20 protein-coding genes are annotated in these 22,805 nt (G+C 64.4%); 16 read left to right on the top strand and 4 right to left on the bottom strand.

Annotation, left to right across the window (positions count from 1 at the left end; genetic code table 11):
* The first annotated feature begins 105 nt into the window (after window positions 1–105).
* Window positions 106–1,434 carry an omega-aminotransferase AptA gene (aptA, locus tag AC5ZG5_RS22340; RefSeq protein WP_456642750.1) on the top strand — a complete coding sequence of 443 codons (1,329 nt, stop codon included), beginning with the start codon at window positions 106–108 and terminating at the stop codon, window positions 1,432–1,434.
* A 67-nt stretch (window positions 1,435–1,501) separates the two neighbouring features.
* On the top strand, window positions 1,502–2,767 hold the full coding sequence (locus AC5ZG5_RS22335; protein WP_456642749.1) for a D-amino acid dehydrogenase: 1,266 nt from the start codon (window positions 1,502–1,504) through the stop codon (window positions 2,765–2,767).
* A 105-nt stretch (window positions 2,768–2,872) separates the two neighbouring features.
* Here AC5ZG5_RS22335 and AC5ZG5_RS22330 read toward each other — a convergent pair whose 3' ends face one another.
* The gene (locus tag AC5ZG5_RS22330; protein ID WP_456642748.1) at window positions 2,873–3,514 is read right to left on the bottom strand and encodes a TetR/AcrR family transcriptional regulator; all 642 of its coding nucleotides are present in this window, start codon (window positions 3,512–3,514) and stop codon (window positions 2,873–2,875) included.
* 155 nt (window positions 3,515–3,669) lie between these two features.
* Here AC5ZG5_RS22330 and AC5ZG5_RS22325 point away from each other — a divergent pair, with 155 nt between their 5' ends.
* The 3 genes from AC5ZG5_RS22325 to AC5ZG5_RS22315 are packed head-to-tail and all read left to right on the top strand — an operon-like array spanning window position 3,670 to window position 7,464.
* A complete protein-coding gene (locus AC5ZG5_RS22325) occupies window positions 3,670–4,167 on the top strand; it encodes a (2Fe-2S)-binding protein (protein ID WP_456642747.1) in 498 nt (165 codons plus the stop codon).
* Window positions 4,164–5,216, top strand: a complete 1,053-nt coding sequence (locus AC5ZG5_RS22320) for an FAD binding domain-containing protein (RefSeq protein ID WP_456642746.1) — start codon at window positions 4,164–4,166, stop codon at window positions 5,214–5,216. The genes AC5ZG5_RS22325 and AC5ZG5_RS22320 overlap by 4 nt, the downstream gene beginning before the upstream one ends.
* Window positions 5,206–7,464: a xanthine dehydrogenase family protein molybdopterin-binding subunit gene (locus tag AC5ZG5_RS22315; protein ID WP_456642745.1), complete on the top strand. Its 2,259-nt coding sequence runs from the start codon at window positions 5,206–5,208 to the stop codon at window positions 7,462–7,464. Before AC5ZG5_RS22320 ends, AC5ZG5_RS22315 begins: the two co-directional genes overlap by 11 nt.
* An 11-nt stretch (window positions 7,465–7,475) precedes the next feature.
* Here the strand turns inward: AC5ZG5_RS22315 and AC5ZG5_RS22310 are convergent, their stop codons facing one another.
* A complete protein-coding gene (locus AC5ZG5_RS22310) occupies window positions 7,476–8,255 on the bottom strand; it encodes a crotonase/enoyl-CoA hydratase family protein (RefSeq protein ID WP_456642744.1) in 780 nt (259 codons plus the stop codon).
* A 139-nt stretch (window positions 8,256–8,394) separates the two neighbouring features.
* On the opposite strand from AC5ZG5_RS22310, the gene AC5ZG5_RS22305 reads away from it, so the two are divergent.
* Window positions 8,395–9,006 (top strand): TetR/AcrR family transcriptional regulator, encoded by a 612-nt coding sequence (locus tag AC5ZG5_RS22305; protein WP_456642743.1) that lies wholly within the window; start codon window positions 8,395–8,397, stop codon window positions 9,004–9,006.
* Between the two features lie 190 nt (window positions 9,007–9,196).
* On the opposite strand, the gene AC5ZG5_RS22300 is transcribed toward AC5ZG5_RS22305, so the two are convergent.
* The gene (locus AC5ZG5_RS22300; RefSeq protein WP_456642742.1) at window positions 9,197–10,786 is read right to left on the bottom strand and encodes a gamma-glutamyltransferase family protein; all 1,590 of its coding nucleotides are present in this window, start codon (window positions 10,784–10,786) and stop codon (window positions 9,197–9,199) included.
* Between the two features lie 166 nt (window positions 10,787–10,952).
* Window positions 10,953–11,594 (bottom strand): HD domain-containing protein, encoded by a 642-nt coding sequence (locus AC5ZG5_RS22295; protein WP_456642741.1) that lies wholly within the window; start codon window positions 11,592–11,594, stop codon window positions 10,953–10,955.
* 181 nt (window positions 11,595–11,775) lie between these two features.
* On the opposite strand from AC5ZG5_RS22295, the gene AC5ZG5_RS22290 reads away from it, so the two are divergent.
* The 10 genes from AC5ZG5_RS22290 (at window position 11,776) to AC5ZG5_RS22245 (ending at window position 22,803) form a co-directional block, all read left to right on the top strand.
* A complete protein-coding gene (locus AC5ZG5_RS22290) occupies window positions 11,776–12,774 on the top strand; it encodes a GlxA family transcriptional regulator (protein WP_456642740.1) in 999 nt (332 codons plus the stop codon).
* A gap of 176 nt (window positions 12,775–12,950) precedes the next feature.
* A complete protein-coding gene (locus AC5ZG5_RS22285) occupies window positions 12,951–13,457 on the top strand; it encodes a Dps family protein (RefSeq protein ID WP_456642739.1) in 507 nt (168 codons plus the stop codon).
* Between the two features lie 54 nt (window positions 13,458–13,511).
* Window positions 13,512–14,369: a formate dehydrogenase accessory sulfurtransferase FdhD gene (gene fdhD / locus AC5ZG5_RS22280; RefSeq protein ID WP_456642738.1), complete on the top strand. Its 858-nt coding sequence runs from the start codon at window positions 13,512–13,514 to the stop codon at window positions 14,367–14,369.
* Window positions 14,370–14,636: 267 nt separating this feature from the next.
* Window positions 14,637–16,073: a class II fumarate hydratase gene (gene fumC / locus AC5ZG5_RS22275; protein WP_456642737.1), complete on the top strand. Its 1,437-nt coding sequence runs from the start codon at window positions 14,637–14,639 to the stop codon at window positions 16,071–16,073.
* Window positions 16,074–16,084: 11 nt separating this feature from the next.
* Entirely contained in the window at window positions 16,085–16,489 is a 405-nt protein-coding gene (locus AC5ZG5_RS22270) for a cupin domain-containing protein (RefSeq protein WP_456642736.1), read from the top strand.
* A gap of 40 nt (window positions 16,490–16,529) precedes the next feature.
* A complete protein-coding gene (gene mqo, locus AC5ZG5_RS22265; protein WP_456642735.1) occupies window positions 16,530–18,065 on the top strand; it encodes a malate dehydrogenase (quinone) in 1,536 nt (511 codons plus the stop codon).
* A gap of 18 nt (window positions 18,066–18,083) precedes the next feature.
* Window positions 18,084–19,496, top strand: coding sequence for a cytochrome ubiquinol oxidase subunit I (locus AC5ZG5_RS22260; RefSeq protein WP_456642734.1), 1,413 nt, complete (start codon window positions 18,084–18,086; stop codon window positions 19,494–19,496).
* 2 nt (window positions 19,497–19,498) lie between these two features.
* Window positions 19,499–20,485 carry a cytochrome d ubiquinol oxidase subunit II gene (cydB, locus tag AC5ZG5_RS22255; protein ID WP_456642733.1) on the top strand — a complete coding sequence of 329 codons (987 nt, stop codon included), beginning with the start codon at window positions 19,499–19,501 and terminating at the stop codon, window positions 20,483–20,485.
* 60 nt (window positions 20,486–20,545) lie between these two features.
* Complete coding sequence (locus tag AC5ZG5_RS22250) at window positions 20,546–22,600, top strand: FUSC family protein (RefSeq protein WP_456642732.1); 2,055 nt, start codon at window positions 20,546–20,548, stop codon at window positions 22,598–22,600.
* Window positions 22,597–22,803: a DUF1656 domain-containing protein gene (locus AC5ZG5_RS22245; protein ID WP_028162150.1), complete on the top strand. Its 207-nt coding sequence runs from the start codon at window positions 22,597–22,599 to the stop codon at window positions 22,801–22,803. The genes AC5ZG5_RS22250 and AC5ZG5_RS22245 overlap by 4 nt, the downstream gene beginning before the upstream one ends.
* The last annotated feature ends 2 nt before the right edge of the window (window positions 22,804–22,805 follow it).

Below are 22,805 nucleotides of genomic sequence, written 5' to 3'. Positions count from 1 at the left end.
GCCGCGTCCGCCCCAATGAGATCAATGGGTTGCGGCGGCACAGAAAAGGGCTTGTTGCGCGTTTGGGAGCATGTTCGGCTGCGGCGTCAGCAGTGGAGCGACGCCGTGACCGTTCATCAGATTCCGAACACCATCAAGCTCGATTCGTTCTGGATGCCGTTCACGGCCAACCGGCAGTTCAAGGAGACGCCGCGGCTGTTCGCCTCCGCCGAGGGCATGTATTACACCAGCGTCGATGGGCGGAAGGTGATCGACGGCTCGGCCGGGCTCTGGTGCGTCAATGCCGGCCACGGCCGCAAGCAGATTGCTGCAGCGGTCGAGCGGCAGTTGATGACGCTGGACTTCGCGCCGTCGTTCCAGATGGGCCATCCGATCGCGTTCGATTTCGCCGAACGCCTCGCCGCGCTGGCGCCCACGGGATTGGACCGCGTCTTCTTCACCAATTCGGGATCGGAATCGGTCGATACCGCGCTGAAAATCGCGCTCGCCTATCACCGCGCCGCCGGCCAGCCGACCCGCACGCGCCTGATTGGCCGCGAGCGCGGCTATCACGGCGTCGGTTTTGGCGGCATGTCCGTGGGCGGCATGGTGGCCAACCGCCGCGCCTTCGCGACTCATCTGCCCGGTGTCGACCATATCCGCCACACCTATGATCTCGCCCGCAACGCGTTTGCAAAGGATCAGCCGGAGCACGGCGCCGAACTCGCCGACGACGTCGAGCGGCTGGTGGCGCTGCACGGTGCCGAGACCATCGCAGCCGTCATCGTCGAGCCGGTGCCGGGTTCGACCGCGGTGCTGCCGCCGCCGAAGGGCTATCTGCAGCGGCTGCGCGAATTGTGCGACAAGCACGGCATTCTGCTGATCTTCGACGAAGTCATCACCGGGTTCGGCCGGCTCGGCACGCCGTTCGCGTCGCAGTTCTTCGGCGTGACGCCTGACCTGATGACGACCGCCAAGGGCATCACCAACGGCACCGTTCCCTGCGGCGCGGTGTTCGCCAGCCGTAAGATCTACGACGGACTGATGACCGGGCCGGAAAGCCAGATCGAGTTGTTCCACGGCTACACCTATTCGGCGCATCCGGTGGCCTGCGCCGCCGGCCTTGCCACGCTCGACATCTACAAGGACGAAGGCCTGCTGACGCGCGGCGCTTCGCTCGCCGAATACTGGCGCGATGCGCTGCATCAGCTCAAGGGGCTGCCGAACGTGATCGACATCCGCAATGTCGGCCTGATGGGCGCCATCGAAGTGGCACCGCGCAAGGACGCGATCGGTGCACGCGGCTATGACATGATGGTCGATTGTTTCAATCGCGGCCTCTACCTCCGCCAGAGCGGCGACTCCTTGGCGATGTCGCCGCCTTTGATCGTCGAGCGCAGTCATATCGACGAGATCGTGTCGATCCTCGGCGACGTCATCAAGCGCGTAGCCTGACCTTGCTCCAGCCGTTGCGGAGATTATTTGCAGCGGCAAGTCATGCCGCGGCGGGAGCCTGAAAAGCGTGAAAGTCATCATCCTCGGCAGCGGCGTCATCGGCGTCACGTCAGCCTATTATCTCGCGCGCGCCGGTCATGAGGTGACGGTTGTCGACCGCCAGCCCAAGCCCGCGCTGGAAACCTCTTTTGCCAATGCCGGCGAAGTCTCGCCCGGCTACTCTTCGCCCTGGGCCGGTCCCGGCGTGCCGATCAAGGCCATCAAATGGCTGTTGATGAAGCACGGTCCGCTGGTGGTTCGCCCGAAGCCCGATCCCGCGATGTGGATCTGGCTGCTCAAGATGCTGCGCCACTGCACCGCGGAGCGGTACGCGGTCAACAAGAGCCGGATGATCCCGATCGCGGAATATAGCCGCGACTGCCTGCGCGCGTTGCGCAGCGAGATCGGCATCCACTATGACGAGCGTTCCCGCGGCACGCTGCAATTGTTCCGCTACGCCGCCCAGCTCGACCACACCGCCGATGACATTGCGGTGCTCAAGCAATATGGCGTTCCGTTCGAGGTGCTCGATCGCGAGGGCTGCATTGCCGCCGAGCCGGCGCTCGCCGCGGTGAAGGAGAAGATCGCCGGCGGACTGCAGCTGCCGCAGGACGAGACCGGCGATTGCCACATGTTTACGCAGGCTCTGGCGCTCGAGGCCGAAAAGCTCGGCGTGCGCTTCGAATTCAACGTCGCCATCGATGGCTTGATCGCCGACGCCTCGCGCGTCACCGGCGTTGCGACCAGCAAGGGCATGCTGCAGGCCGACGCCTATGTCGTCGCGCTCGGAAGCTGGTCGCCGCGACTGCTCAGGCCGCTCGGCATTTCGCTGCCGGTGTATCCGGTGAAAGGCTATTCGATCACGGTGCCGATCGTAGATGCCAGCGGCGCGCCGGAATCGACCGTCATGGACGAGAGCTACAAGGTCGCGATCACGCGGCTCGGCGAGCGCATCCGCGTCGGCGGCACCGCGGAGATTTCAGGCTATTCCGACAGGCTTTATGCGGCGCGTCGGGCGACGCTCGATCATTCGCTGACAGATCTGTTTCCGCGCGGCGGCGATCTCGCCAAGGCGACGTTCTGGAGCGGCTTGCGCCCGATGACACCGGACGGACCGCCGGTGATCGGCGCGACAAAATACGGCAATCTCCATCTCAACAGCGGCCATGGCACGCTTGGCTGGACCATGGCCTGCGGCTCGGGCAGGGTGCTGGCAGACCTCTTGTCCGGACGCAAGCCGGAGATCGATGTGAGCGAGCTGTCGATCACGCGCTACGATCATAGATTTGGGTGAGTTGCACTGTCGTCATTGCGAGGAGCGAAAGCGACGACGCAATCCATATCTCGGCTTGCGGCGACATGGATTGCTTCGCTGCGCTCGCAATGACGGTGCTTGGAGCTAGCGCTTTCGCTTTACCGCATTCTTCGTCGGCTTCTGTTTCGGCAGCGTCGCCTTCCGCGCCGGTTGCAGGCGCAGTCCGTCGATGAACACATCCAACAGCCGCAGCACGGTCGATTGCCAGCCTGCCTGGTCGTGCATGTAGCACAGGCCGATCAGCGCGCGCAGGACGTCCTCGGCGCTGATATCGGCCCGGATCTCGCCGGCGGCGACGGCGCGCGCAAGCAGCGCGGCGATCGCCTTGGTCAGGCGGTCGAGCGAGTAGGCGTGAAGCTCGGGAGAGCCGTGCGCGACCAGCGCCAGCGCGGCCGCCATGCCCTTCTTGGTGGCGACGAATTGCACGTTGGCATGCAGCCAATGCCGCAGCGCTTCGACCGGGTCCGCCTCTTCGTTCAATTGCTCCGCGAGGTCGCCGAGCTGATCCACCTCGCGCCGATACACTGCTTCATACAGTGCTTCGCGCGTCGGAAAGTGACGGTAGAGCGTTCCAATGCCGACACCAGCGTGCCGCGCGACGGCCTCCAGGCTAGCCTCGGGACCACCTGCGCTGAACACGGCTTTCGCCGCTTCCAACACGCGCTCCCGGTTGCGCACGGCATCTGCGCGTGGCTTGCGAACTATTCCTGCGAACTGACTGGCCATCAGATTTGTGATCACCCTCCCTTGTAAAACGGAGGATGCCTCCGTATATGCGATGAGTACCCGGCCTGCAAAGGTCCGCCGATCGACACATTGGCGGACGCCGGCGGCGCATTACCACTGTAACAATCCCACCATAGCACTGATCGGAGCCCTGCATGAATTTCTCCATCAGCCTCACCGTGAACGGTGTGCGGCGGGAGATCGAGCTCGACGACCCGCGCGTCACCCTGCTCGATCTCTTGCGCGAACGTCTTGATCTGACCGGCACCAAGAAGGGGTGCGACCGCGGCCAGTGTGGCGCCTGCACCGTCCTGGTCGACGGCCGGCGCATCAATTCCTGCCTCGCCTTGGCGGTGAGCCAGGACGGCGCCGACATCCTCACCATCGAAGGTGTCGCGCATGGCGACCAGCTCCATCCGGTGCAGGCCGCCTTCATCGCGCATGACGCCTTTCAATGCGGCTTCTGCACGCCCGGACAGGTCATGAGCGGAATCGGACTGATCACCGAAGGCCAGGCGGGCGATGATCCCGAGCGCGTGCGCGAAGGCATGAGTGGCAATCTGTGCCGGTGCGGCGCCTACGCCGGCATCACCGAAGCCGTGCTTGAGGCCCAACAAACTCTCGCGAACTCCGAACAGAGGCGCTCCGCATGATGAATTTCGACTATGTCAGGCCCGCCACTGTCGCCGAGGCGGTCGCGGCCGCGTCCGAGAAGGGCGCCACTTATCTCGCTTCCGGCACCAACCTGCTCGACCTGATGAAGGGCGGCGTCTGCCATCCGAGCCGGCTGGTCGACATCACGCGCCTGCCGGGGCTCGACCGCGTCGAATATCTTGCCGACGGCGGCGTCCGGATCGGCGCGCTGGTCCGCAATGCCGATCTCGCGCATGATGCGGAGTTCGCCCGCGCCTTTCCGTCGGTGGCCGAGGCGCTGCTGTCGGGCGCGTCCGCGCAGCTTCGCAACGCAGCGACTGTCGGCGGCAACGTGCTGCAGCGGACGCGCTGTGCCTATTTCTACGACGCCCCCAGCGCCTGCAACAAACGCTGGCCCGGTGCTGGCTGCGACGCCCGCCATGGCGAAAACCGCCTGCATGCCGTGCTCGGCTGGAGCGAGGCCTGCATCGCCACGCATCCTTCTGATTTCTGCGTTCCGCTGGTTGCGCTCGATGCGGTCGTCGAGATCGAGGGCAAGAGCGGGCGGCGCGAGGTCGCGCTCGAGGCGCTGCACCGCCTGCCCGGCGACACGCCGCAGCGGGAGACTTTGCTCGAGCGCGGTGATCTGATCGTCGCGCTGCGGCTGCCGGCGGAGGCACGCGGCTTTGCCGCGCATGCACGCTATATCAAGGTTCGCGAACGCACCTCCTATGCATTCGCGGTCGTATCGGCCGCCGCGAGCCTGCAGCTGGAGCAAGGTCTGATCCGCGAGGCACGGCTCGCGCTCGGCGGCCTCGCGGCAAAGCCCTGGCGCGCGCGGGCCGCGGAGCAGAGTCTTGCCGGCGTTACGCCCGATGCTGCGGGCTTCCGCGAGGCTGCGCGCATCGCGCTTGCCGATGCAAAGCCGTCTGGCGACAACGCGTTCAAGATCGAACTCGCAGAGCGTATCGTGGTCCGGGCGCTGACGCTCGCCACCGCGGGCACGCCGGCGCGCATTCCCGCGCTTCCCGGCTCTCCCTTCTCATCAGGAGTGCGCCATGTCGCTTGAGCTCACCCGTGATCCTGCCCATCTCAGGCACGGCTCGAATATTGGCCAGCCGCTGACCCGCCGCGACGGCGTCCTGAAGGTCAAGGGCCAGGCCCGCTATGCCGCCGACAATCACCCGGCGGGCATGCTCTATGCCGTGATCGCCGTCTCCACCATCGCGCGCGGCCGCGTGACCTCCCTCGATGTCGATGCCGCCAAGCGCTATCCCGGCGTCGTCGACGTGATGACGCCCTCGCACAAGCCGCCGCTTGCCGAAGATCCGGACGGCAAGCCCAATCCTTTCGCATTCAAGATGGAGCTCCTGCAGAACGACGAGGTGCGCTATGCGAACCAGGCGATCGCAGTCGTGATCGCCGAGACGCTGGAAGCCGCGACCGAAGGCGCGGCACTGCTGTCGCCGCAATATCACATCGAGTCCGCGCGGGTCGGCCTTGATGGTGCCGAGAGCTATGTGCCGCCGGTGGTCGGTATCGGCAATCCGGCCGAGGTCCGGCATGGCGATGTCGATGCTGCGCTCGCCGGTGCATCGAACCGCATCGAGGCGACGTATGAAACGCCGGCGCAGTATCACAATGCGATGGAGCCGCACGCGATGGTCGCGGCCTGGGACGACGACAAGCTCTCGATCGATACGCCGAGCCAGGGCATGGCGATGGCACAGATGCGGCTCGGCGGATTGCTCGGAATTCCGCCTGGCAATATTCATATCCGCAGCCCGTTCCTCGGCGGTGGTTTCGGCTCGAAGGGACTGGTCTCCGGGCCGCAAGTGCTGGGCATCATGGCGGCCAAGCTGGTGGGACGTCCGGTCAAGCTCGTGCTGCGCCGTGACCAGATGTACGGCCCGGTCGGCCATCGTCCGCCGACCCGGCAGACGCTGCGCATCGGCGCCGACGGCGAAGGTCGCCTGACCGCGATCGATCATCACGCCAAGGTCACGACCAGCACGTTCGATGATTTCTACGAGCCGGCCGCCGACGCCTCGCACACGCTCTATGCAAGCCCCGCGATCAAGACCTCGCATGAAGCGGTGCGCGTCAATACCGGCACGCCACTGTTCATGCGGGCGCCGGGAGAGGCGACCGGCTCGATCGCGCTGGAGAGTGCAATCGACGAAATTGCCGCCGCCTGCGGCATGGACCCGCTCGATTTTCGCCTGAAGAACTACGCCGAGGTCGAGCCGATCTCCGGAAAGCCGTTCTCCTCGAAGGCGCTGCGGCAGTGTTATGCCAAGGGTGCCGAACGCTTCGGTTGGGCAGGGCGTCCGCTCGCGCCGCGGCAGATGCGCGACGATGATGGTTTCCTGGTCGGGTGGGGCATGGGCACCGCGACCTTTCCGGCGCTGATGTTCCAGGCGCAGGCGCGCGCCGTGATCCGCAGCGACGGCTCGGGCGTGATGGAGACCGGCGCGCATGACATGGGGCAGGGCGCGTGGACCGCGCTCGCCCAGATCGCGGCCGACGGACTCGGGCTCGGCATCGACCAGGTCGAATTCAGGTCGGGCACGTCGGATCTGCCGGACGCGGGCATTGCCGGCGGCTCGGCCCATACCGCGACCGCCGGTGCTGCGATCCACAACGCCGGCGCGGCGGTGATCGCAAAGCTCGCCGATCTCGCGACCTCCGACCAGCGCTCGCCGTTGTTCGGTGCCGGCAATGCCGGCGTGGTCGCGCGGGAAGGGCGGCTATTCCGCCGAGACGATGAAGCGCGTAGCGAGAGCTATGCCGACATCCTCAAGCGCGCCGGCGTCGCCGAAATCGAAGCCAGCGGTGGCGGCGCGGCAGATCCTGCGGCGCAGTCGAACTATGCCATGCACGCCCATGGCGCTGTTTTCGCGGAGGTGAAGGTCGATCCCGAACTCGGCCAGATCCGCGTCACGCGCCTGGTTGGCGCCTTTGCAGCCGGCCGCATTATCAATCCCAGGCTGGTGCAGAGCCAGCTCTTCGGCGGCATGATCTGGGGCGTATCGTTCGCGCTGCACGAGGAAGCCGTCATGGACCACCGTTCCGGCCGCATCCTGAACGCGAACCTCGCCGAGTACCATATCCCTGTGAATGCCGATGTGCCGTCGCTCGATGTGCTGACCGTCGACGAGCACGATCCGCATGTGAATGCGCTCGGCATCAAGGGCGTCGGCGAGATCGGCGTCACCGGCAGCGCCGGTGCGGTCGCCAATGCGGTCTGGCACGCCACAGGCGTTCGCGTGCGCCGCTTCCCGATCCGGATCGATGATCTCCTGACGCAGCTTTAGGTTCAGCCGCGTCAGCGTCCCTGGAACACCGCAGCCCGCCGTTCGATGAAGGACTGAATGCCTTCGCGGGCGTCGGCGCTGTTCAGGACGCGTTCGCGGATCGACGGAATAAAGGCGATCGCGGCGGCCTCGCCGCCCTCGATATATTTTACGGCTGCTTCCTTGGTTGCCTGGATGCCGAGCGGCGCGTTGCGCGCGATCGCGGCGGCAAGCTCCATCGCGCGGGCGATCTGCTGGCCCGCTGGCACCACTTCCTGGACCAGGCCGATCTCGCGGGCGCGCTGCGCCGTGAATTCGTCGCACAGGAACAGGTGATACATCGCATTGCCCCATCCGGTGCGCGACAGGAAGCGGAAATGCGCGCCGCCGAGGGGCGCGATACCGCGCTTGGCCTCCATCTGGCAGAACCGGCTGTCATCGGCGGCAACGACGATGTCGCCGGCCAGCATCAGCTCGATGCCGATCGTGAACACGATGCCCTGCACGGCCGTGACGATCGGTTTCCTGCAGCGCTTGGAAAGGCCGAACGCATCGACATTGCCCTCCTTGATGTTGCGTTTCTCGGCGGTGGGACCGAAGAATTTCGGCATGTCGAGACCGGCGGTGAAATCCTTGCCTTCGGCGCAGATGACGCCGACCCAATAGGTATCGTTGTTGTGCAGCTCGGTCAGCGCGTCGGAGAGCTGCTCCATCATCGCCGGCGAGAAGGCATTCTTCTTGGCCGGGTTGTCGATGACGATCTTGAAGATGTGGTCGTGTGCTTCAGTCCGGATGCTGCCTGGCGTGGTCATAGTTCCTCCCTTTCGTTGTCAGCATTCGTCATCGCGCCACTCTCGCCCGGCCAGCTATGACATTTGACATAGCCGCATATCGGGCTGGCTATGTCAAGTGTCATAGTCTAGTCTGGATCGACGAATCCACGAGGCAAGGATGATTTCCAGTACGAGAGCAAAGATGGTGGCGGGAGCGGCCGACCTCTTGAGCCGCCGTGGCGTCAACGCCACCAGCATGCGCGAGGTGGTCCGCCATACCGGCACGCCGCGCGGCTCGATCAGCCATCATTTTCCACGCGGCAAGCAGCAATTGATCGAAGATGCGATCGTCTATGCCGGCGCACAGGTGAGCAAGCCGCTGGAGCAGTTCACGCGCGAGCGCGGCACGATCGATGGCTTGCGCGCCTTCATCGCATTGTGGCGAAAAATTCTCGAGCGCAGCAGGTTTCAGGCCGGTTGCCCGGTGCTCGCCGTGGCGGTCGAGCGATATGTCTCCGACGCCATGGACAATGCGGGAGCGCCGGACGAAGCCGCGCAGCGCCACTTGCTCGATCTCGCCGATGGCGTGTTCGCGGACTGGCAGCAGATCATGATCGCCGCGCTGCGCCGCGACGGCGTGACGCCGGCCCGCGCGCGGCGGCTGGCCGCGCTGGTCGTCGCCTCGATCGAGGGCGCGCTCGCGCTGTGCCGCGCCGCCCGCAACGCGCAACCGCTCGACGATGTCAGGCAGGAACTCGAAGCGGTACTGTCGGCGGCGATATCGGCTTGAATTGAGCCGATGAGATGAGATCGAGTTGGTGCTATGCGGGAGGTGCAAAACCTCTCCCCATCGGGGAGAGGTCGGATCGCATCGCAAGATGCGAATCGGGTGAGGGGCTCGAGTGCCCATGAGAAACCGTAACCCCTCACCCGGCGCTGCGCGCCGACCTCTCCCGATGGGAGAGGTGAAGAGAGAGACATCAACCTTCCGCCACCGCTTCGCTCCAGACGTGGAACGGCTCCGCGGCGCCGCTGTTGCTGGCGCCGTCGCGCAGCACGACGCTGGGGCAGGCGAATTTCAGCGGCATCGTCTGCATCCGCGCTTCTTCATAGTCGAACCGTGCGCGCAGCGCCTCGCGCGCCGCTGGCGGCAGCCGCGCATCGCCGATCACGATCGCGCCTTCGCTGGCATCGATCCTGGGCTGGTGGATCGCGGCATCAAGGTCCATGCCGTAATCCATCACGAAGGAGAGAAGCTGCGTCACCGCTGGAAGAATCCGCCGGCCACCTGAGGCGCCGACGGCGAGGCGCCGGCCGTCAGCAGCCTGCGCCACGACCGGCGTATAGTTGGTCAGGCAGCGCTTGCCCGGCGCCAGCGAATTCGGCGTGCCCGGCGTCGGATCGAACCACATGATGCCGTTGTTCATGGTGATGCCGGTCTGTGGCGTCACGAATTTGGAGCCGAAGGTCGACAGCAGCGTTTGCGTCACCGCCGCCATGTTGCCATCGCGGTCGACGACGGAGAAATGCGTGGTGCAGGCGGGCGCGACCGCTTCCGCGCCGAGCGAGCGGCGGCCATCGGCATCGCCCATGCCTTGCAGGCGTTCGCGATAGGCGGTCTGCAGCGCCTGTGCGTAAGCCGTGTAGGCGGCGGCCTCCGGGGAGGGCGAGGGTTGGACGCTCTGCTGCAGCAGGCGCAGCGTATGCGCGAGCGTCGGCCCTGCGGTCAGTTCGGGCGTCGCATAGACGTAGCCGCCGCGATAGGGGATGCGCAGCGGCTCGCGCACATGGGCGCGGAACGCAGCCAGATCCTCGACCGATAGCGCGCCGCCGCTCTCCCGGATGTCGGCGGCGATGCTGCGCGCCAGGCCGCCCTCATAGAAGTCGCGCGGTCCTTCGGCCGCGAGCTGCGCCATGGTTGCCTTCAGCCGGTCCTGCGATAGCCGCACTACCGACTTGATGCCCCATTGCGCGTTCGGCGGCAGGCCGTCCTGCAGATAGGCGGTCGCACTCGCCGGATAGCGGCGGAGGTCGGCGGCTGAGCTTGCGATCATCAGCGTGGTCCACCAGTCGACCAGCAGGCCTTCGCTGGCGAGATCGACGCTCGGTTTGAGCAAGTCCTTCCACGGCAATTTGGCATGGCGGCGATGCGCCTCCTCCATGCCTGCCACCACGCCGGGCACCGCGACCGAGCCGGGGCCATGCAGGTTGCGGTCGTCCTTCACCCGCGCCCAGGGAAACAGGTCGGAAGCGGTGCCGTCGCCGGTCAGCGGATAGTCCTCGATGCGAAGGCTGTTCGGAGCCCGCATGCCGTAGTCGATCACCTCATAGCGGTTTTCGCGGGCGCGGTAGAGCACCATGGCGCCGCCACCGCCGATCCCGCTCATCCACGGCTCCACCACGCCGAGCGCAAAGGTGGTCGCGACCACGGCATCGACGCAATCGCCACCCGCTGCAAGCACGGCCGCACCGACCTCGGCGGCTCTTCGCGATTGCGCGGCAACGATGCCGCCCTTGGAGGTGACGGCCGGTTTGCGGATCTGCTGGGTGTTGGAGAACTGGTCGGACATTGCGGTGTTCAGGCCTTCGCAGGGAGGGATCGAGGAGGCCTAGCATGCCGGGCACCGCAGGGTTAGGCAACCAGCCGCCAGATCGGAGGTTTAGGCCGAATCCGCATAGGTCGTGAGCTGTCAATCCTTCTCGGTTCAATCGGTTCGCATCGAGGAGATGCTTTCGTTATTCCGACCATTTCGAGTTGAGGATGACCTCGCAGAAATTGATCCGGTGGTAGGTCGGGTCGCGCAGCGCCAGCACGTCCGCCTTGACGTTGCCGAAAGTCGTCTGCGGCTTCTTGATCGTGCCGGCCGCAAACGCATCGATGATGCCGTTCTTGAAGTCGTGGCCGCGCGGATGGTGGGCGCAGACCTCATGGCGCTGTGCGGCGGTGAAGGAGTCGAATTCCAGGCCCAGCACATCCATCTCGACGCCGGCCGTCACCAGCGCCACCACCGGCCGCTTGTGCTGCGGGATGCCTGGCGTGGTGTGCAGCGCGATCGCGTCCCAGACGTCCTCGACGTCGCGCTCATTGATGCGATGGGCGCGGAGGAAGCTTGCGGCGGCATTGGCGCCGTCGACCTCGAAACGCTCGCTTGTGCTGGCATAGGGTGCCTGCAAGCCCATGTCGTGGAACATCGCACCGACATAGAGCAGTTCATGATCGACCTTCAGCCCGCGGCGCTGCCCGGCCAGCGCTCCGAACAGGAAGACGCGATTGGAATGGTGGTAGAGCAGTTCGGATTCGGTGTCGCGAACCAGTTCGTCGATCTCGCGCGCCAGCTTGCTGTCGGGAACGGTGATACCGGCAATGATCCTGGTCATGATCTGATGTCCTTATGGTCTTGTGAATAGCTCACCTCACAATTGACGCTTTACGTTGGCGCGAACAACGCCGCCGATCCCTGCGAAACCGTCAAAACACCATGCTTTTCTGCCGATGGCGTTCGTGCAAGAAGCCGCTGGCTGAAATGCATGGCCGGCTGGCAGGATTCCATGCATAGTCATGGCGCGCATCCACGCGCAGCAACTGGATTGTTGGTCGATGAAGGCGGTCGCGCTGGCGATCTTTCCGGAAGTGCAGGCGCTCGATGTCGCTGGCCCGCTTGACGTGTTCGCCGAGACTAACGCGTTCGTCGGAACGGATCGCGGCTACGTCCTCACGCTGATCGGTGCCGAACGGCAGCCGTACCGCGCGTCGAACGGGATGTCGATCACGCCGGAGATGACATTTGCCGATGCGGAGCAGGCGTTCGATCTCGCGCTGGTCGCCGGCGGACCGGCGCTTCCGACCACGCCGCCGGATCCGCGGCTTGTCGACTGGCTGGGCGAGAGCGCCTCGCGCTGTCAGCAATATGGCTCGATCTGCACCGGTGCGTTCGCGCTCGGCCATGCCGGCCTGATCGACGGCAAGACGGTGACGACGCATTGGCAGAATGCGCCTAGTCTTGCCCGCCAGTTCCCGAAGGCGAAGGTCGAGTTCGACCGCATCTATCTCCGCGACGGGCCGCTGCTCACCTCGGCCGGCGTCACGGCAGGAATCGATCTCGCGCTCGCGATCGTGCAGGATGATCACGGGCCGGAAGTCGCTCTCGCGGTCGCCAAGCGGCTCGTCGTGGTGGCGCAGCGGCAGGGCGGGCAATCCCAGTTCAGTCCCTATCTCGTGCCGCCGGCCGAGAAGGATTCGCCGATCGCGCGCGTCCATACTCATGTGATGGCGCATTTGCGTGAGCGGAACGGTGTTGAGGTGCTGGCGCAGGTCGCCGGAATGAGCGCACGCAGTTTTGCGCGCGCGTTCAAGCGCGAGACCAATGTGACGCCGGCCGAATTCGTCGAAAGCGCGCGCGTCGATGCCGCGCGCAACCGCCTCGAAGGCTCCGACCTTGCGCTGAAAGTGGTCGCGCATGAAAGCGGCTTTGGCAGCGCCGAGCATATGCGCGTCGTGTTCGTCAAGCGCCTCGGGATCACGCCGAGCCAGTACCGCGCAAGCTTTCGCAAAGTCTGACCCGCCCCGTTCTGCGCGGGTTTCGCAGCCAATTCGGAAGAATGTCCCGAAATCCGTGCGAATCCGAAAGAGTCCGCAGGCTCTGGAAAGATACGCTCTGAGATGCACGGTATCGCAACCGTCGAGGACGGCCCGGAAATGCTGCGGCCGCCGACCAAGAAACAAGGATGGCACGAATGCTCAAGTCCACGCGCCCCGAATTGCAAAGCCCGACCGATCTCAAAGCCGAGGCGACACGCGATATCTCCGCCGCGCTCAGCGCCCTGCTGGCCGACGTTTTTGCGCTCTATGTCAAGACCAAGAACTTCCACTGGCATATGTCGGGCAGGCACTTCCGCGATTACCATCTTCTGCTCGACGAGCAATCTGACCAGATCTTCGCGATGACCGACCCGATCGCCGAACGCGCGCGCAAGATCGGCGGCACCACGATCCGCTCGATCGGTCAGATCTCGCGTCAGCAGCGCATCCTCGACAACGACGCCGATTATGTCGATCCGCAGGACATGCTCGCCGAACTGGGCAGCGACAACCAGCAGCTCACGCGGGAGATGCGCCAGGTGCACAATGTCTGTGACGAATATGGCGACGTCGCCACCGCGAGCCTGCTGGAAAACTGGATCGACGAGACCGAGCGCCGGACCTGGTTCCTCTACGAGGCGACGCGGAACAGGAACTCCTGACCTGAGCCGTGTAGCCCGCCGCGCATTCGACGCCGAACCCGAGCTGAGGTGATCATGGCCGCCGATGGTGCTTTCATCGAACGAACCGGCCTGAACTGGCGGGGCGGCCGCGCGAGCTCTTCGTCACGAGCGGTGGCGGAAGAGACCGCCATCGCGCTGACCTTCGACGGATCGACCTATGCCGTGATGATGGCGACGCCTGCTGATCTGAAGGATTTCGGCGTCGGCTTCGCCGTGACGGAGGGCATCGTTGCCCGCGCTGAGGAGATCAGGAGTCTCGATCTGATCGAGACTGATCTCGGCATCGAGGTCCGGATCTGGCTTGCAGAAAATCGGACGGCGGCCTTGTTCGCGCGGCGCCGTGCCTCGGTGGGCCCCGTCGGTTGCGGTCTTTGCGGCATCGAAAGCCTGGTGCAGGCGAGGCGCGCGGTTCCCAGGGTGAAGAAGGGCGCGACGTTCGATGCCCGCGATCTCCTGGAAGCCATGGGTGCGCTTCCCTCGCTGCAGGACCTCAACCAGAAAACCCGCGCCGTGCATGCGGCCGGTTTCTGGCAGGCCGATGGCGGCGTCGGCCCGGTGCGCGAGGATGTCGGCCGCCACAACGCGCTCGACAAGCTCGCCGGCGCACTGATCCGCCACAACAGGTCGGTCTCGAACGGCGCCATTCTGCTCACGAGCCGCATCTCGGTCGAGATGGTGCAGAAGACCGCCATGATCGGCGCGCCCGTCATCGTCGCCGTTTCCGCGCCGACGACGCTCGCGATCAAGACCGCTGATGAAGCGGGGATCACCTTGATCGCCATTGCGCGCGAAGACGGCTACGAAGTGTTCACGCATCCCGACCGTGTTGTCTTCGCGCCGGGAATGCGTCGCCGTTCCGTTGAGACAGGCGATGGCTTTGCGACGGCGTGAGTGCTTTCGCGGCCTCGGCCAAAGTGAACATTATCGGCGATAGCGGCAATCGTAGCCGTTTGTACTGATGTGCTTGTGCGCGGCCTTCCGCGCTGGCGCGTCGTTCTTGCTCGTGACGACGGAAATTCGCGAAAATTGTCGCAGCGCAGTGCTGACATGCAATTCCGTAAAAGACGTTCGTTTCAGGAAGCCTGTACGCGACCCTGCACGTAGCCTTGCCGCAACGCCGATGCTTGCTTTTCGAACCGCGCGTAAAGAGAGGCGACCATGAGTGACTTCCGCAAGGAAACCGACAGTCTTGGTGAAGTCGAAGTCCCCGCCGATAAGCTCTGGGGCGCCCAGACCCAGCGTTCGCTCGAGCACTTCAGCATCGGCAAGGACCTGATGCCGCGCGAGATGATCCATTCCTACGCGATCCTGAAGAAGGCGGCCGCGAACGCCAACCATGCGGGCAAGCGGCTGGATGCCAAGGTGCACAAGCTGATCGTCCATGTCTGCGACGAGATCCTGCAGGGCCAGCATCACGACATGTTTCCGCTGCACGTCTGGATGACCGGCAGCGGCACGCAATTCAACATGAACGTCAACGAGGTGATCTCGAACCGATGCTGCCAGCTCGCAGGCACGCCGCTCGGCAGCAAGCATCCGGTTCATCCGAACGATCACGTCAACATGTCGCAATCCTCGAACGACAGTTTTCCTTCCGCCATGTATATCGCGGCCGCCGTCAACGTGACGCAACGCCTTGTTCCGGCGGTGAAGGCCCTGCACGACGCGATCGATGCCAAAGCCAAACAGTGGGACGACGTGGTCAAGATCGGCCGCACCCACATGCAGGATGCGACGCCGCTGACGCTCGGCCAGGAATGGTCGGGCTATGCCGGCATGCTCGCCGATGACCTTGCGCGGATCGAGGACGCGCTCAAGGGCGTGTTCCGGCTGGCGCTTGGCGGCACCGCCGTGGGCACCGGCATCAATGCGGCGCCGGGCTTTGCCGAGGCTGTCGCCGCCGAGATCGCGCGCCTGAGCGGGTTGCCGTTCGTCAGTGCGCCCAACAAGTTCACCGTGCAGGGCGCGCATGATGCGCTGGTGCAGCTTTCCGGCACGCTGCGCACGCTTGCGGTCTCGCTCTACAAGATCGGCAACGACATCCGCCTGATGTCCTGCGGCCCGCGCGCCGGCTTTGCCGAACTGATGATCCCGGAGAATGAACCAGGCTCCTCGATCATGCCGGGCAAGGTCAACCCGACCCAGGCCGAAGCGCTGACGATGATCGCGGTGCAGGTGATGGCGAACGATGTCGCGGTCGGCTTCGGCGGCGCCAGCGGCTATCTGGAGATGAACGTCTACAAGCCGCTGATGATCCACAACATCGCCCAGTCGATCACGATCCTGACCGACGGCTGCACGAACTTCCGCAAGTTCCTGGTCGAGGGCACCAAGCCCAACGAGAAAAAGATCAAGGAATATGTCGAGCGCTCGCTGATGCTGGTCACCGCGCTCGCGCCTGTGATCGGCTACGACAAGGCGTCGGCGATCGCGCACTACGCGATGGACAACGATCTCACGCTGAAGGCGGCAGCGCTGAAGCTCGGCTTCGTCAGCGAGCCGGAATTCGACCGCGTCGTCGATCCCGCCAAGATGGTCAAGCCCTATGTGGCCCAAGGCAACGCGCCGGTCAAAGCCGGCACACCGACGAGCTGAAGGAGCGCAGCATGATCAGATGCGTCAGGTTATGGACCGGTGAGGACAACAATTCGCATTTCGAGGATGGGCTCATCGAGCTCGAGCCGGGCCAGCGCGGCGATTGGCTCAGCAGCAAGGCCGACGCCGTCACCATCTCCTTCCAGGAGACGGCATCGGGCGGCGCGTTCGCCTGGCACACCGCGCCGATCCGCCAATTGGTGATCACGCTCTCCGGGACACTGGATTTCCAGACCCGCGACGGCGAGCACTTCCTGCTGCATCCCGGCGACATCCTGCTGGCGGAAGACACTGCCGGCTCCGGACATAGCTGGAAACTGACCGACAATTCATCCTGGCGCCGGGCCTATGTGGTGCTGCGGCCCGGTGCGCATGTGCCGTTCCGCTCCAAGGAGCAGCAGCCCGCCTCGGCGTGAGTCGTTCAGGACAGCGATATCAACCCGGAAGGAGACATCCATGCAGAGCATCCCCACTGGCGAGCCGGACGTCGTCCTCATCGGCGCAGGCATCATGAGCGCTACGGTAGGCGTTTTCCTCAAGGAACTGGAGCCGCAACTCACCATCTCGATGTTCGAGGTCTTGGAGGATTGCGGGCTGGAAAGCTCGGATGCCTGGAACAATGCCGGCACTGGGCACGCCGCCAACTGCGAGATGAACTACACGCCGGAGCGGCCCGACGGCAGCGTCGACATTTCCAAAGCGCTGCAGGTCAATGTCGAATTCGATCTGTCGCGGCAGTTCTGGTCCTTTCTTGTCGGCAAGGGCGCGATCTCGGATCCGCGCACCTTCATTCACCCGGTGCCGCATATGAGCTTCGTGTCCGGCGCCGACAATGTCGAGTTCCTCAGCAAGCGCTTCAAGGCGATGTCGGCCCATCATTGCTATGAGGGCATGGAGTATACCGAGGATCCGAAGCAGATCGCCGACTGGGTGCCGCTGGTGATGGAAGGCCGCGGCAACGATCCGGTCGCCGCAACGCGCATCATCACCGGCACAGATGTCGACTACGGCGCGCTGACCCATCATCTGGTTCATCATCTCGTCAGCCAGCCCGGCTGCGCTGTCCACTACAAGAGCGCCGTCACCGATCTCGTTCGCGATCAGGACAGTCGTTGGCGGATCGAGGTCCGCGATACCGACACTGGTGAGAAACGGTCGGTCAAGGCAAAGTTCGTGTTCATCGGCGCCGGCGGCGGCGCGCTGCCGCTGTTGCAGAAATCCGGCATTCCGGAAGGGAACGGCTATGGCGGCTTCCCCGTCTCGGGCATCTGGCTGCGCTGCGACGATGCCGCGGTCAATAAGCGTCACCACGCCAAGGTCTATGGCAAGGCTGCGGTCGGCTCGCCGCCGATGTCGGTGCCGCATCTCGACACCCGCGTCATCGGCGGGCAGCACTCGCTGTTGTTCGGGCCTTATGCCGGCTTCTCCAGCAAGTTCCTCAAGCACGGCTCGCGGCTCGATTTATTCGAGTCGATCCGGCCCGCCAACGTCGAACCGCTACTTGCGGTGGCGCGCGACAATTTCGACCTGACCGAATATCTGATCGGGCAGGTGCTGCAGTCCGAGAGCCATCGGCTGGCGACGCTCGACCAGTATTATCCGAACGCTGATCCCAAGGACTGGCGGCTGCAGGTCGCAGGCCAGCGCGTCCAGATCATCAAACCGGACGTCAAGCGCGGCGGACTGCTCGAATTCGGCACTGAACTGGTCGGCGCGGCTGATCATTCGCTGGTCGCGCTGCTTGGCGCGTCGCCGGGCGCCTCGACCGCGGCCTTCATCGCCATCAGCGTGCTGGAGAAGTGCTTTGCCGGCCAGCTCACGGCGAATGCCTGGCTGCCCAAGCTGAAAGAAATCATCCCGTCCTACGGCATATCGCTGATCGATGATGCGGATTTCTGCCGGCGCATCCGTGCGACCACCGCCAAAATTCTGAAGGTCGACAACATTCCACCGCCGGCCGCCACGCCGACGTCGGCAGCGCAACGGGCTTGAGAAGGCAGGAGACTTCCGATGGATGCCACAGCACTTCTCTTGTCACGATTGCAGTTTGCCTTCACCATCTCCTTTCACATCATCTTCCCCTCGTTCACGATCGGCCTGGCCGCGTGGCTGACCGTGCTCGAAGCGATGCACATGCGTACCGGCAAGCCGGTGTACCGGACACTGTTCGAGTTCTGGCTCAAGATCTTCGGCGTTGCCTTCGGCATGGGCGTGGTGTCGGGCGTGGTCATGGGATTCCAGTTCGGCACCAACTGGAGCGTGCTGGCCAAGATGTCGGGACCGATCCAGGGGCCGCTATTGTCGTACGAGACGTTCACCGCCTTCATGCTGGAGGCGAGCTTCTTCGGCATCCTGATCTTCGGCCGCAACCGCGTGCCGCCATGGTTCTATCTGTTCTCCACTGCCATGGTGGCGCTGGGAACGACGCTTTCGGCGTTTTGGATCATGGTCAACAACAGCTGGATGCAGGCGCCGGTCGGCTATGTCCTGGAGAAGGGACAGTTCGCGCCTGACGACTGGGTGGCGATCCTCTTCAATCGCGTGGTCTGGGTGCGCTTTCCGCACATGCTGATCGCCTCTTACCTGACCGGTGCGTTCTGCGTGGCGGCGACCGGCGCGTGGTACCTGCTGCGACGGACCTATTACGTAGAGGCGCGGGTGATGCTGCGCATGGGCCTTTCGCTTGCGGCGGTGCTGCTTCCGATCCAGCTCTTCATCGGACATCTCGTCGGCGACTATGTCCATGATTATCAGCCGGCCAAATTCGCCGCGATCGAGGCCCGTTGGCACGACGAGCAGCCCGCCTCCGAAGTGCTGATCGCGGTCCCCGATTCGAGCACGGAGTCCAACAAATACGCGATCAGCATTCCCGTGCTCGGCAGCATCATCGGCAGCATGAGCTTGACCTCAAAGGAAGTCGGTCTGACGACATTCCCGCCGCAGGACCGGCCGCCGGTGATCATCCCGTTCTTCACCTTCCGCATCATGGTCGGCTGCGGTCTCGTGATGCTGGGGCTGGCCTGGCTCGGGACCTATCTCAGCCTCAAGCATCGGCTCGAGCGGAACCGCATGCTGCTCTGGGGGATCTTTCTCAGCTTTCCGCTGCCGTGGATCGCGATCCTCACCGGCTGGTACACCGCGGAAGTCGGCCGTCAGCCCTGGGCCGTCTATGGCGTGCTGCGCACGGCTGATGCGATGACGCCGTTCCTCACCGCGTCCGCCGCCTTGACCACGCTGATCCTGTTCGTCCTGGTCTACGCCTTCATCTTTTCGTTTGGCACCTACTACATCTATCGCCTGCTGCGCGCCGGCCCGGCCGGAATTCCGACCACGGAGCCGCGCGAAGCGGCACCGAACCGGCCCATGTCGATGGCCGATCAGCCCCCGGTCGGCGCACGCAGCTACATCAGTGCAGGAGAATAGACATGGTGATGTTCTGGGTAGCGCTGCTCGCAATCAGTATCCTGATCTATCTCCTGCTCGACGGGTTTGACCTCGGCGTCGGCATGCTGTTCGGCCTGGCCAAGAACGAGAAGGATCGGGCCGAAATGCTGCACACGGTCGCGCCGGTCTGGGATGGCAACGAGACCTGGCTGGTCGTGGCTGGCGTGATCCTGTGGGGTGCGTTTTCCGCTGCCTACGCGATCCTGTTGTCGGCCTTCTATATCCCCGTCATCGTCATGCTGCTGGGATTGATCCTGCGCGGCGTGGCATTCGAGTTCCGCAACAAGGCGCTGGCCTCGCGCTGGGTCTGGGATGTCGCCTTCTCCGGTGGCTCGCTTGTTGCGAGCTTCATGCAGGGCGCGATGGTCGGCGCGCTGGTCGAGGGACTTGAGTTCACCAATGGCGAATATTCCGGCGGCGCGCTCGGCTGGCTGACCGGCTTTGCCGTATTGTGCGGTATCGGCCTTTGCCTCGGATACGCGCTGCTCGGCGCCTGCTGGCTGGTGCGGAAGAGCGAGGGGGCGGTTCGCGCCACCGCGCGCCGCCAGATCCCGGTCCTTGCGATCGCCGTGCTGGTGTTCCTGATCGTCGTCTTCGCCCATGCGCTCATCGAGAATCTTCCGATCCTGCAGCGGTGGACCGACAGGCCATATCTGTTCGCGTTCCCGGCGATCGGTGCCACTGCGGCGCTGGTGCTTGCCACCAGCATCCTGCGCCATAACGATTACTGGCCGTTCCACATGGTGGCGACGATCTTCGTTACCGCCTTCGGGACACTGGCGCTGTCGTTCTGGCCCTATATGATCCCCTCTGTCATCACCATAGAGGAGGCGGCCGCGCCGCATTCCAGCCTCGCCTTCATGTTCTGGGGCGAGGGCTTGTTCGTGTTCCCGCTCATGCTGCTCTACATCGTGATCGGCTACCGCGTGTTCCGTGGTAAGGTCGGTCCCATGACCGATCATTACTGATGCGGCATGAGCTCGATTGAGATCAGCGCGCAGTCTGCCCGATGTGCATAGGTGAGGCAGATGACCAGGGCGGCGTCGCTTCTGCTTGATTGGACTGCGGGCCGGCTTCCCGAAGCAAGACGGCTTGCCGACCGGCTGCGCGTTCCGGCGTCGGCGCTGATGTTTGGGTTGCGCTTGTGGGCAAGCGTTTGCCTCGCCCTCTATCTCAGCTTCTGGCTTCAGCTCGAGATTCCGTCCTGGGCCGGTGCATCGGCCGCGATCGCCAGCCAGCCGCACCTCGGCGCTGCGCTGCGCAAGGGCTGGTTTCGCCTGATCGGGACGACGATCGGCGCTGTGGCGATCGTGGTGCTGGCAGCACTCTTTCCCCAACAGCGGGTCGGATTCCTGCTTGGACTGGCGCTTTGGAGCGCGGGCTGCGCTTTCGTGGCGACGCTGCTGCGCAATTTTGCGTCCTATTCGGCAGCGCTCGCGGGCTTTACCGCTGCAATCGTCGCAAGCGACCTGCTTGGCGCCACCGGTGGCGCCAATGGCGAGGTCTTCACGCTTGCGGTGAACCGCGCCAGCGAGATCTGCGTCGGCATCGTGTGTTCGGGCCTGGTGATGGCGATGACGGATTTCGGCGATGCGCCAAGGCGGCTGGCGAAGGAGATGGCTGCGCTGGCGACGGAAATCCTGGCTCAGCTCGTCGCGACGTTGTCGGAAAGGCGAGAGGGATCCCGCCGGATCGGCTTCGGTCTGGCGCAGCGGATCGGTGCTCTCGATCCCCTCATGGATGAGGCAGGCGGCGAGTCCTATGACGTTCGCTATCACATGCTGGAATTAGAGTCGGCATCGACTGGTCTTCTCCGCGCAATGTCCGCATGGCGAAGGGTGGCCGTCCATCTCGATCTGCTGCCAAGCGAAGAGGGGCGGCATGAAATCGGCCAGATCGCGCGCAGCTTTCCAACGGAGTTGACGGCGCAATCCGCCGGCGTTGCGATGATCGCACAAACCGATCCGGCGCGTTTGCGCAGGTCATGTGCTGCAGCCGTGCGTGAACTGCTGACGATGCGATGTGCGACGCCGTCGATCAAGCTGATCGTCGATGAGGCGGCGCGGTCGCTGCTTGCGCTTCGAGGGGCGTTTGGCGGCTTGCTCGTGCTGACTGATCCCGCGCAGCCCGTTCGGGCGCGGCGGCATGAAAGGTTTCCGGTTCCGGACTATGCTCCTTCGCTTCTCAATGCGGCACGGGCATTCACCGCGATCGCCGCGGTCGAATTGTTCTGGGTCGTGACGGCGTGGCCGAATGGCGCGCTTGCCGTCGCCTTTGCGGCGATCGCGCTCACCCTGTTCTCGGCGCGGCCCGATCAGGCCTATGGCATCACCATGCAGTTCATGGTCGGCGCCGCCATCACCACCGTGCTCGCGGCCATCGCCAACTTCGCGCTTCTGCCGCAGATGACATCCTTCGCCGGCCTCTGCCTTGTGATCGGGCTTGTTCTCATTCCGGCCGGTGCGCTGATGACCCAACCCTGGCTGCCGCCGGTCTTCATCGCGCTGGTCGCGACTTTCATTCCGCTGCTCGGGCCGGCGAACCAGATGACCTACAATACGCTCGCCTTTTACAATGTCGCGCTGGCGATCTTCGTGGGACTCGGCGCGGCCGCGCTTGCGTTCCGCATGGTGCCGCCGCTGTCGGCGGAGCTCCGTGTCCGCCGTCTGCTGCGGCGGACATTGCGGGAACTACGGCGGCTTGCCACCGACCGGCTGCAACTGACATCGGAGGCGTGGGAAGGACGGATCTACAACTACCTGCAGGCGCTCCCTGAAAAGACCGAGCCGACGGCACGTTCTGATCTCCTGTCGGCCCTGGTGGTGGGCAATGCCATCATCCGGCTTCGTCCCGTCGCCGGTCGCTTCGACCTTGATCAGGAGTTCTCCGTTGCACTGGATGCGGTCGCGCAAGCCGATATCGCGGCTGCGATCGAGCGCCTCGGAGACTTCGATGCGAAGCTTGCCGCGGTCGCGCCCACGACGCCGGGATTGCCCGTCAGGGAGCGGGCGCGCGGCAGCATCCTCGTGCTATCGGAAACGCTCGCACAACATAAGACCTATTTCGAAACATCGCCGCCATGAGCTTTTCGGAAGTCAACCTGTTTGGCGTCTACGTCGCCCCGCTTTCGTTGCTGATGGTGGCGGCCTGGCTTATCCTGGTCGTGTTGCGACGGATGGTGGCGGGCTTCGGCTTGCTGCGCCATGTCTGGCATCCGGCGCTGTTCGTGCTCGCGATTTATATCATTCTGCTTTCATGCGTGGTTTTGGTGGTAGCTGAGGTATAGCG

The organism is Bradyrhizobium sp. Ses1 (genome assembly GCF_059512365.1).
The sequence above is the reverse complement of the archived record's forward strand: the minus strand, read 5'-3'. Positions and strand labels throughout refer to the sequence as shown.

Bases quoted from the DNA above. Each gene is read 5' to 3' on its own strand.
- AC5ZG5_RS22295 (WP_456642741.1), bottom strand. From the start codon at position 11,594: ATGACCAGGATCATTGCCGGTATCACCGTTCCCGACAGCAAGCTGGCG.
- AC5ZG5_RS22285 (WP_456642739.1), top strand. From the start codon at position 12,951: ATGCTCAAGTCCACGCGCCCCGAATTGCAAAGCCCGACCGATCTCAAA.
- AC5ZG5_RS22250 (WP_456642732.1), top strand. From the start codon at position 20,546: ATGACCAGGGCGGCGTCGCTTCTGCTTGATTGGACTGCGGGCCGGCTT.
- AC5ZG5_RS22290 (WP_456642740.1), top strand. From the start codon at position 11,776: ATGGCGCGCATCCACGCGCAGCAACTGGATTGTTGGTCGATGAAGGCG.
- AC5ZG5_RS22245 (WP_028162150.1), top strand. From the start codon at position 22,597: ATGAGCTTTTCGGAAGTCAACCTGTTTGGCGTCTACGTCGCCCCGCTT.
- AC5ZG5_RS22330 (WP_456642748.1), bottom strand. From the start codon at position 3,514: ATGGCCAGTCAGTTCGCAGGAATAGTTCGCAAGCCACGCGCAGATGCC.
- AC5ZG5_RS22270 (WP_456642736.1), top strand. From the start codon at position 16,085: ATGATCAGATGCGTCAGGTTATGGACCGGTGAGGACAACAATTCGCAT.
- AC5ZG5_RS22300 (WP_456642742.1), bottom strand. From the start codon at position 10,786: ATGTCCGACCAGTTCTCCAACACCCAGCAGATCCGCAAACCGGCCGTC.
- fumC (WP_456642737.1), top strand. From the start codon at position 14,637: ATGAGTGACTTCCGCAAGGAAACCGACAGTCTTGGTGAAGTCGAAGTC.
- AC5ZG5_RS22320 (WP_456642746.1), top strand. From the start codon at position 4,164: ATGATGAATTTCGACTATGTCAGGCCCGCCACTGTCGCCGAGGCGGTC.
- AC5ZG5_RS22315 (WP_456642745.1), top strand. From the start codon at position 5,206: ATGTCGCTTGAGCTCACCCGTGATCCTGCCCATCTCAGGCACGGCTCG.
- fdhD (WP_456642738.1), top strand. From the start codon at position 13,512: ATGGCCGCCGATGGTGCTTTCATCGAACGAACCGGCCTGAACTGGCGG.
- AC5ZG5_RS22325 (WP_456642747.1), top strand. From the start codon at position 3,670: ATGAATTTCTCCATCAGCCTCACCGTGAACGGTGTGCGGCGGGAGATC.
- AC5ZG5_RS22310 (WP_456642744.1), bottom strand. From the start codon at position 8,255: ATGACCACGCCAGGCAGCATCCGGACTGAAGCACACGACCACATCTTC.
- AC5ZG5_RS22260 (WP_456642734.1), top strand. From the start codon at position 18,084: ATGGATGCCACAGCACTTCTCTTGTCACGATTGCAGTTTGCCTTCACC.
- mqo (WP_456642735.1), top strand. From the start codon at position 16,530: ATGCAGAGCATCCCCACTGGCGAGCCGGACGTCGTCCTCATCGGCGCA.
- AC5ZG5_RS22305 (WP_456642743.1), top strand. From the start codon at position 8,395: ATGATTTCCAGTACGAGAGCAAAGATGGTGGCGGGAGCGGCCGACCTC.
- cydB (WP_456642733.1), top strand. From the start codon at position 19,499: ATGGTGATGTTCTGGGTAGCGCTGCTCGCAATCAGTATCCTGATCTAT.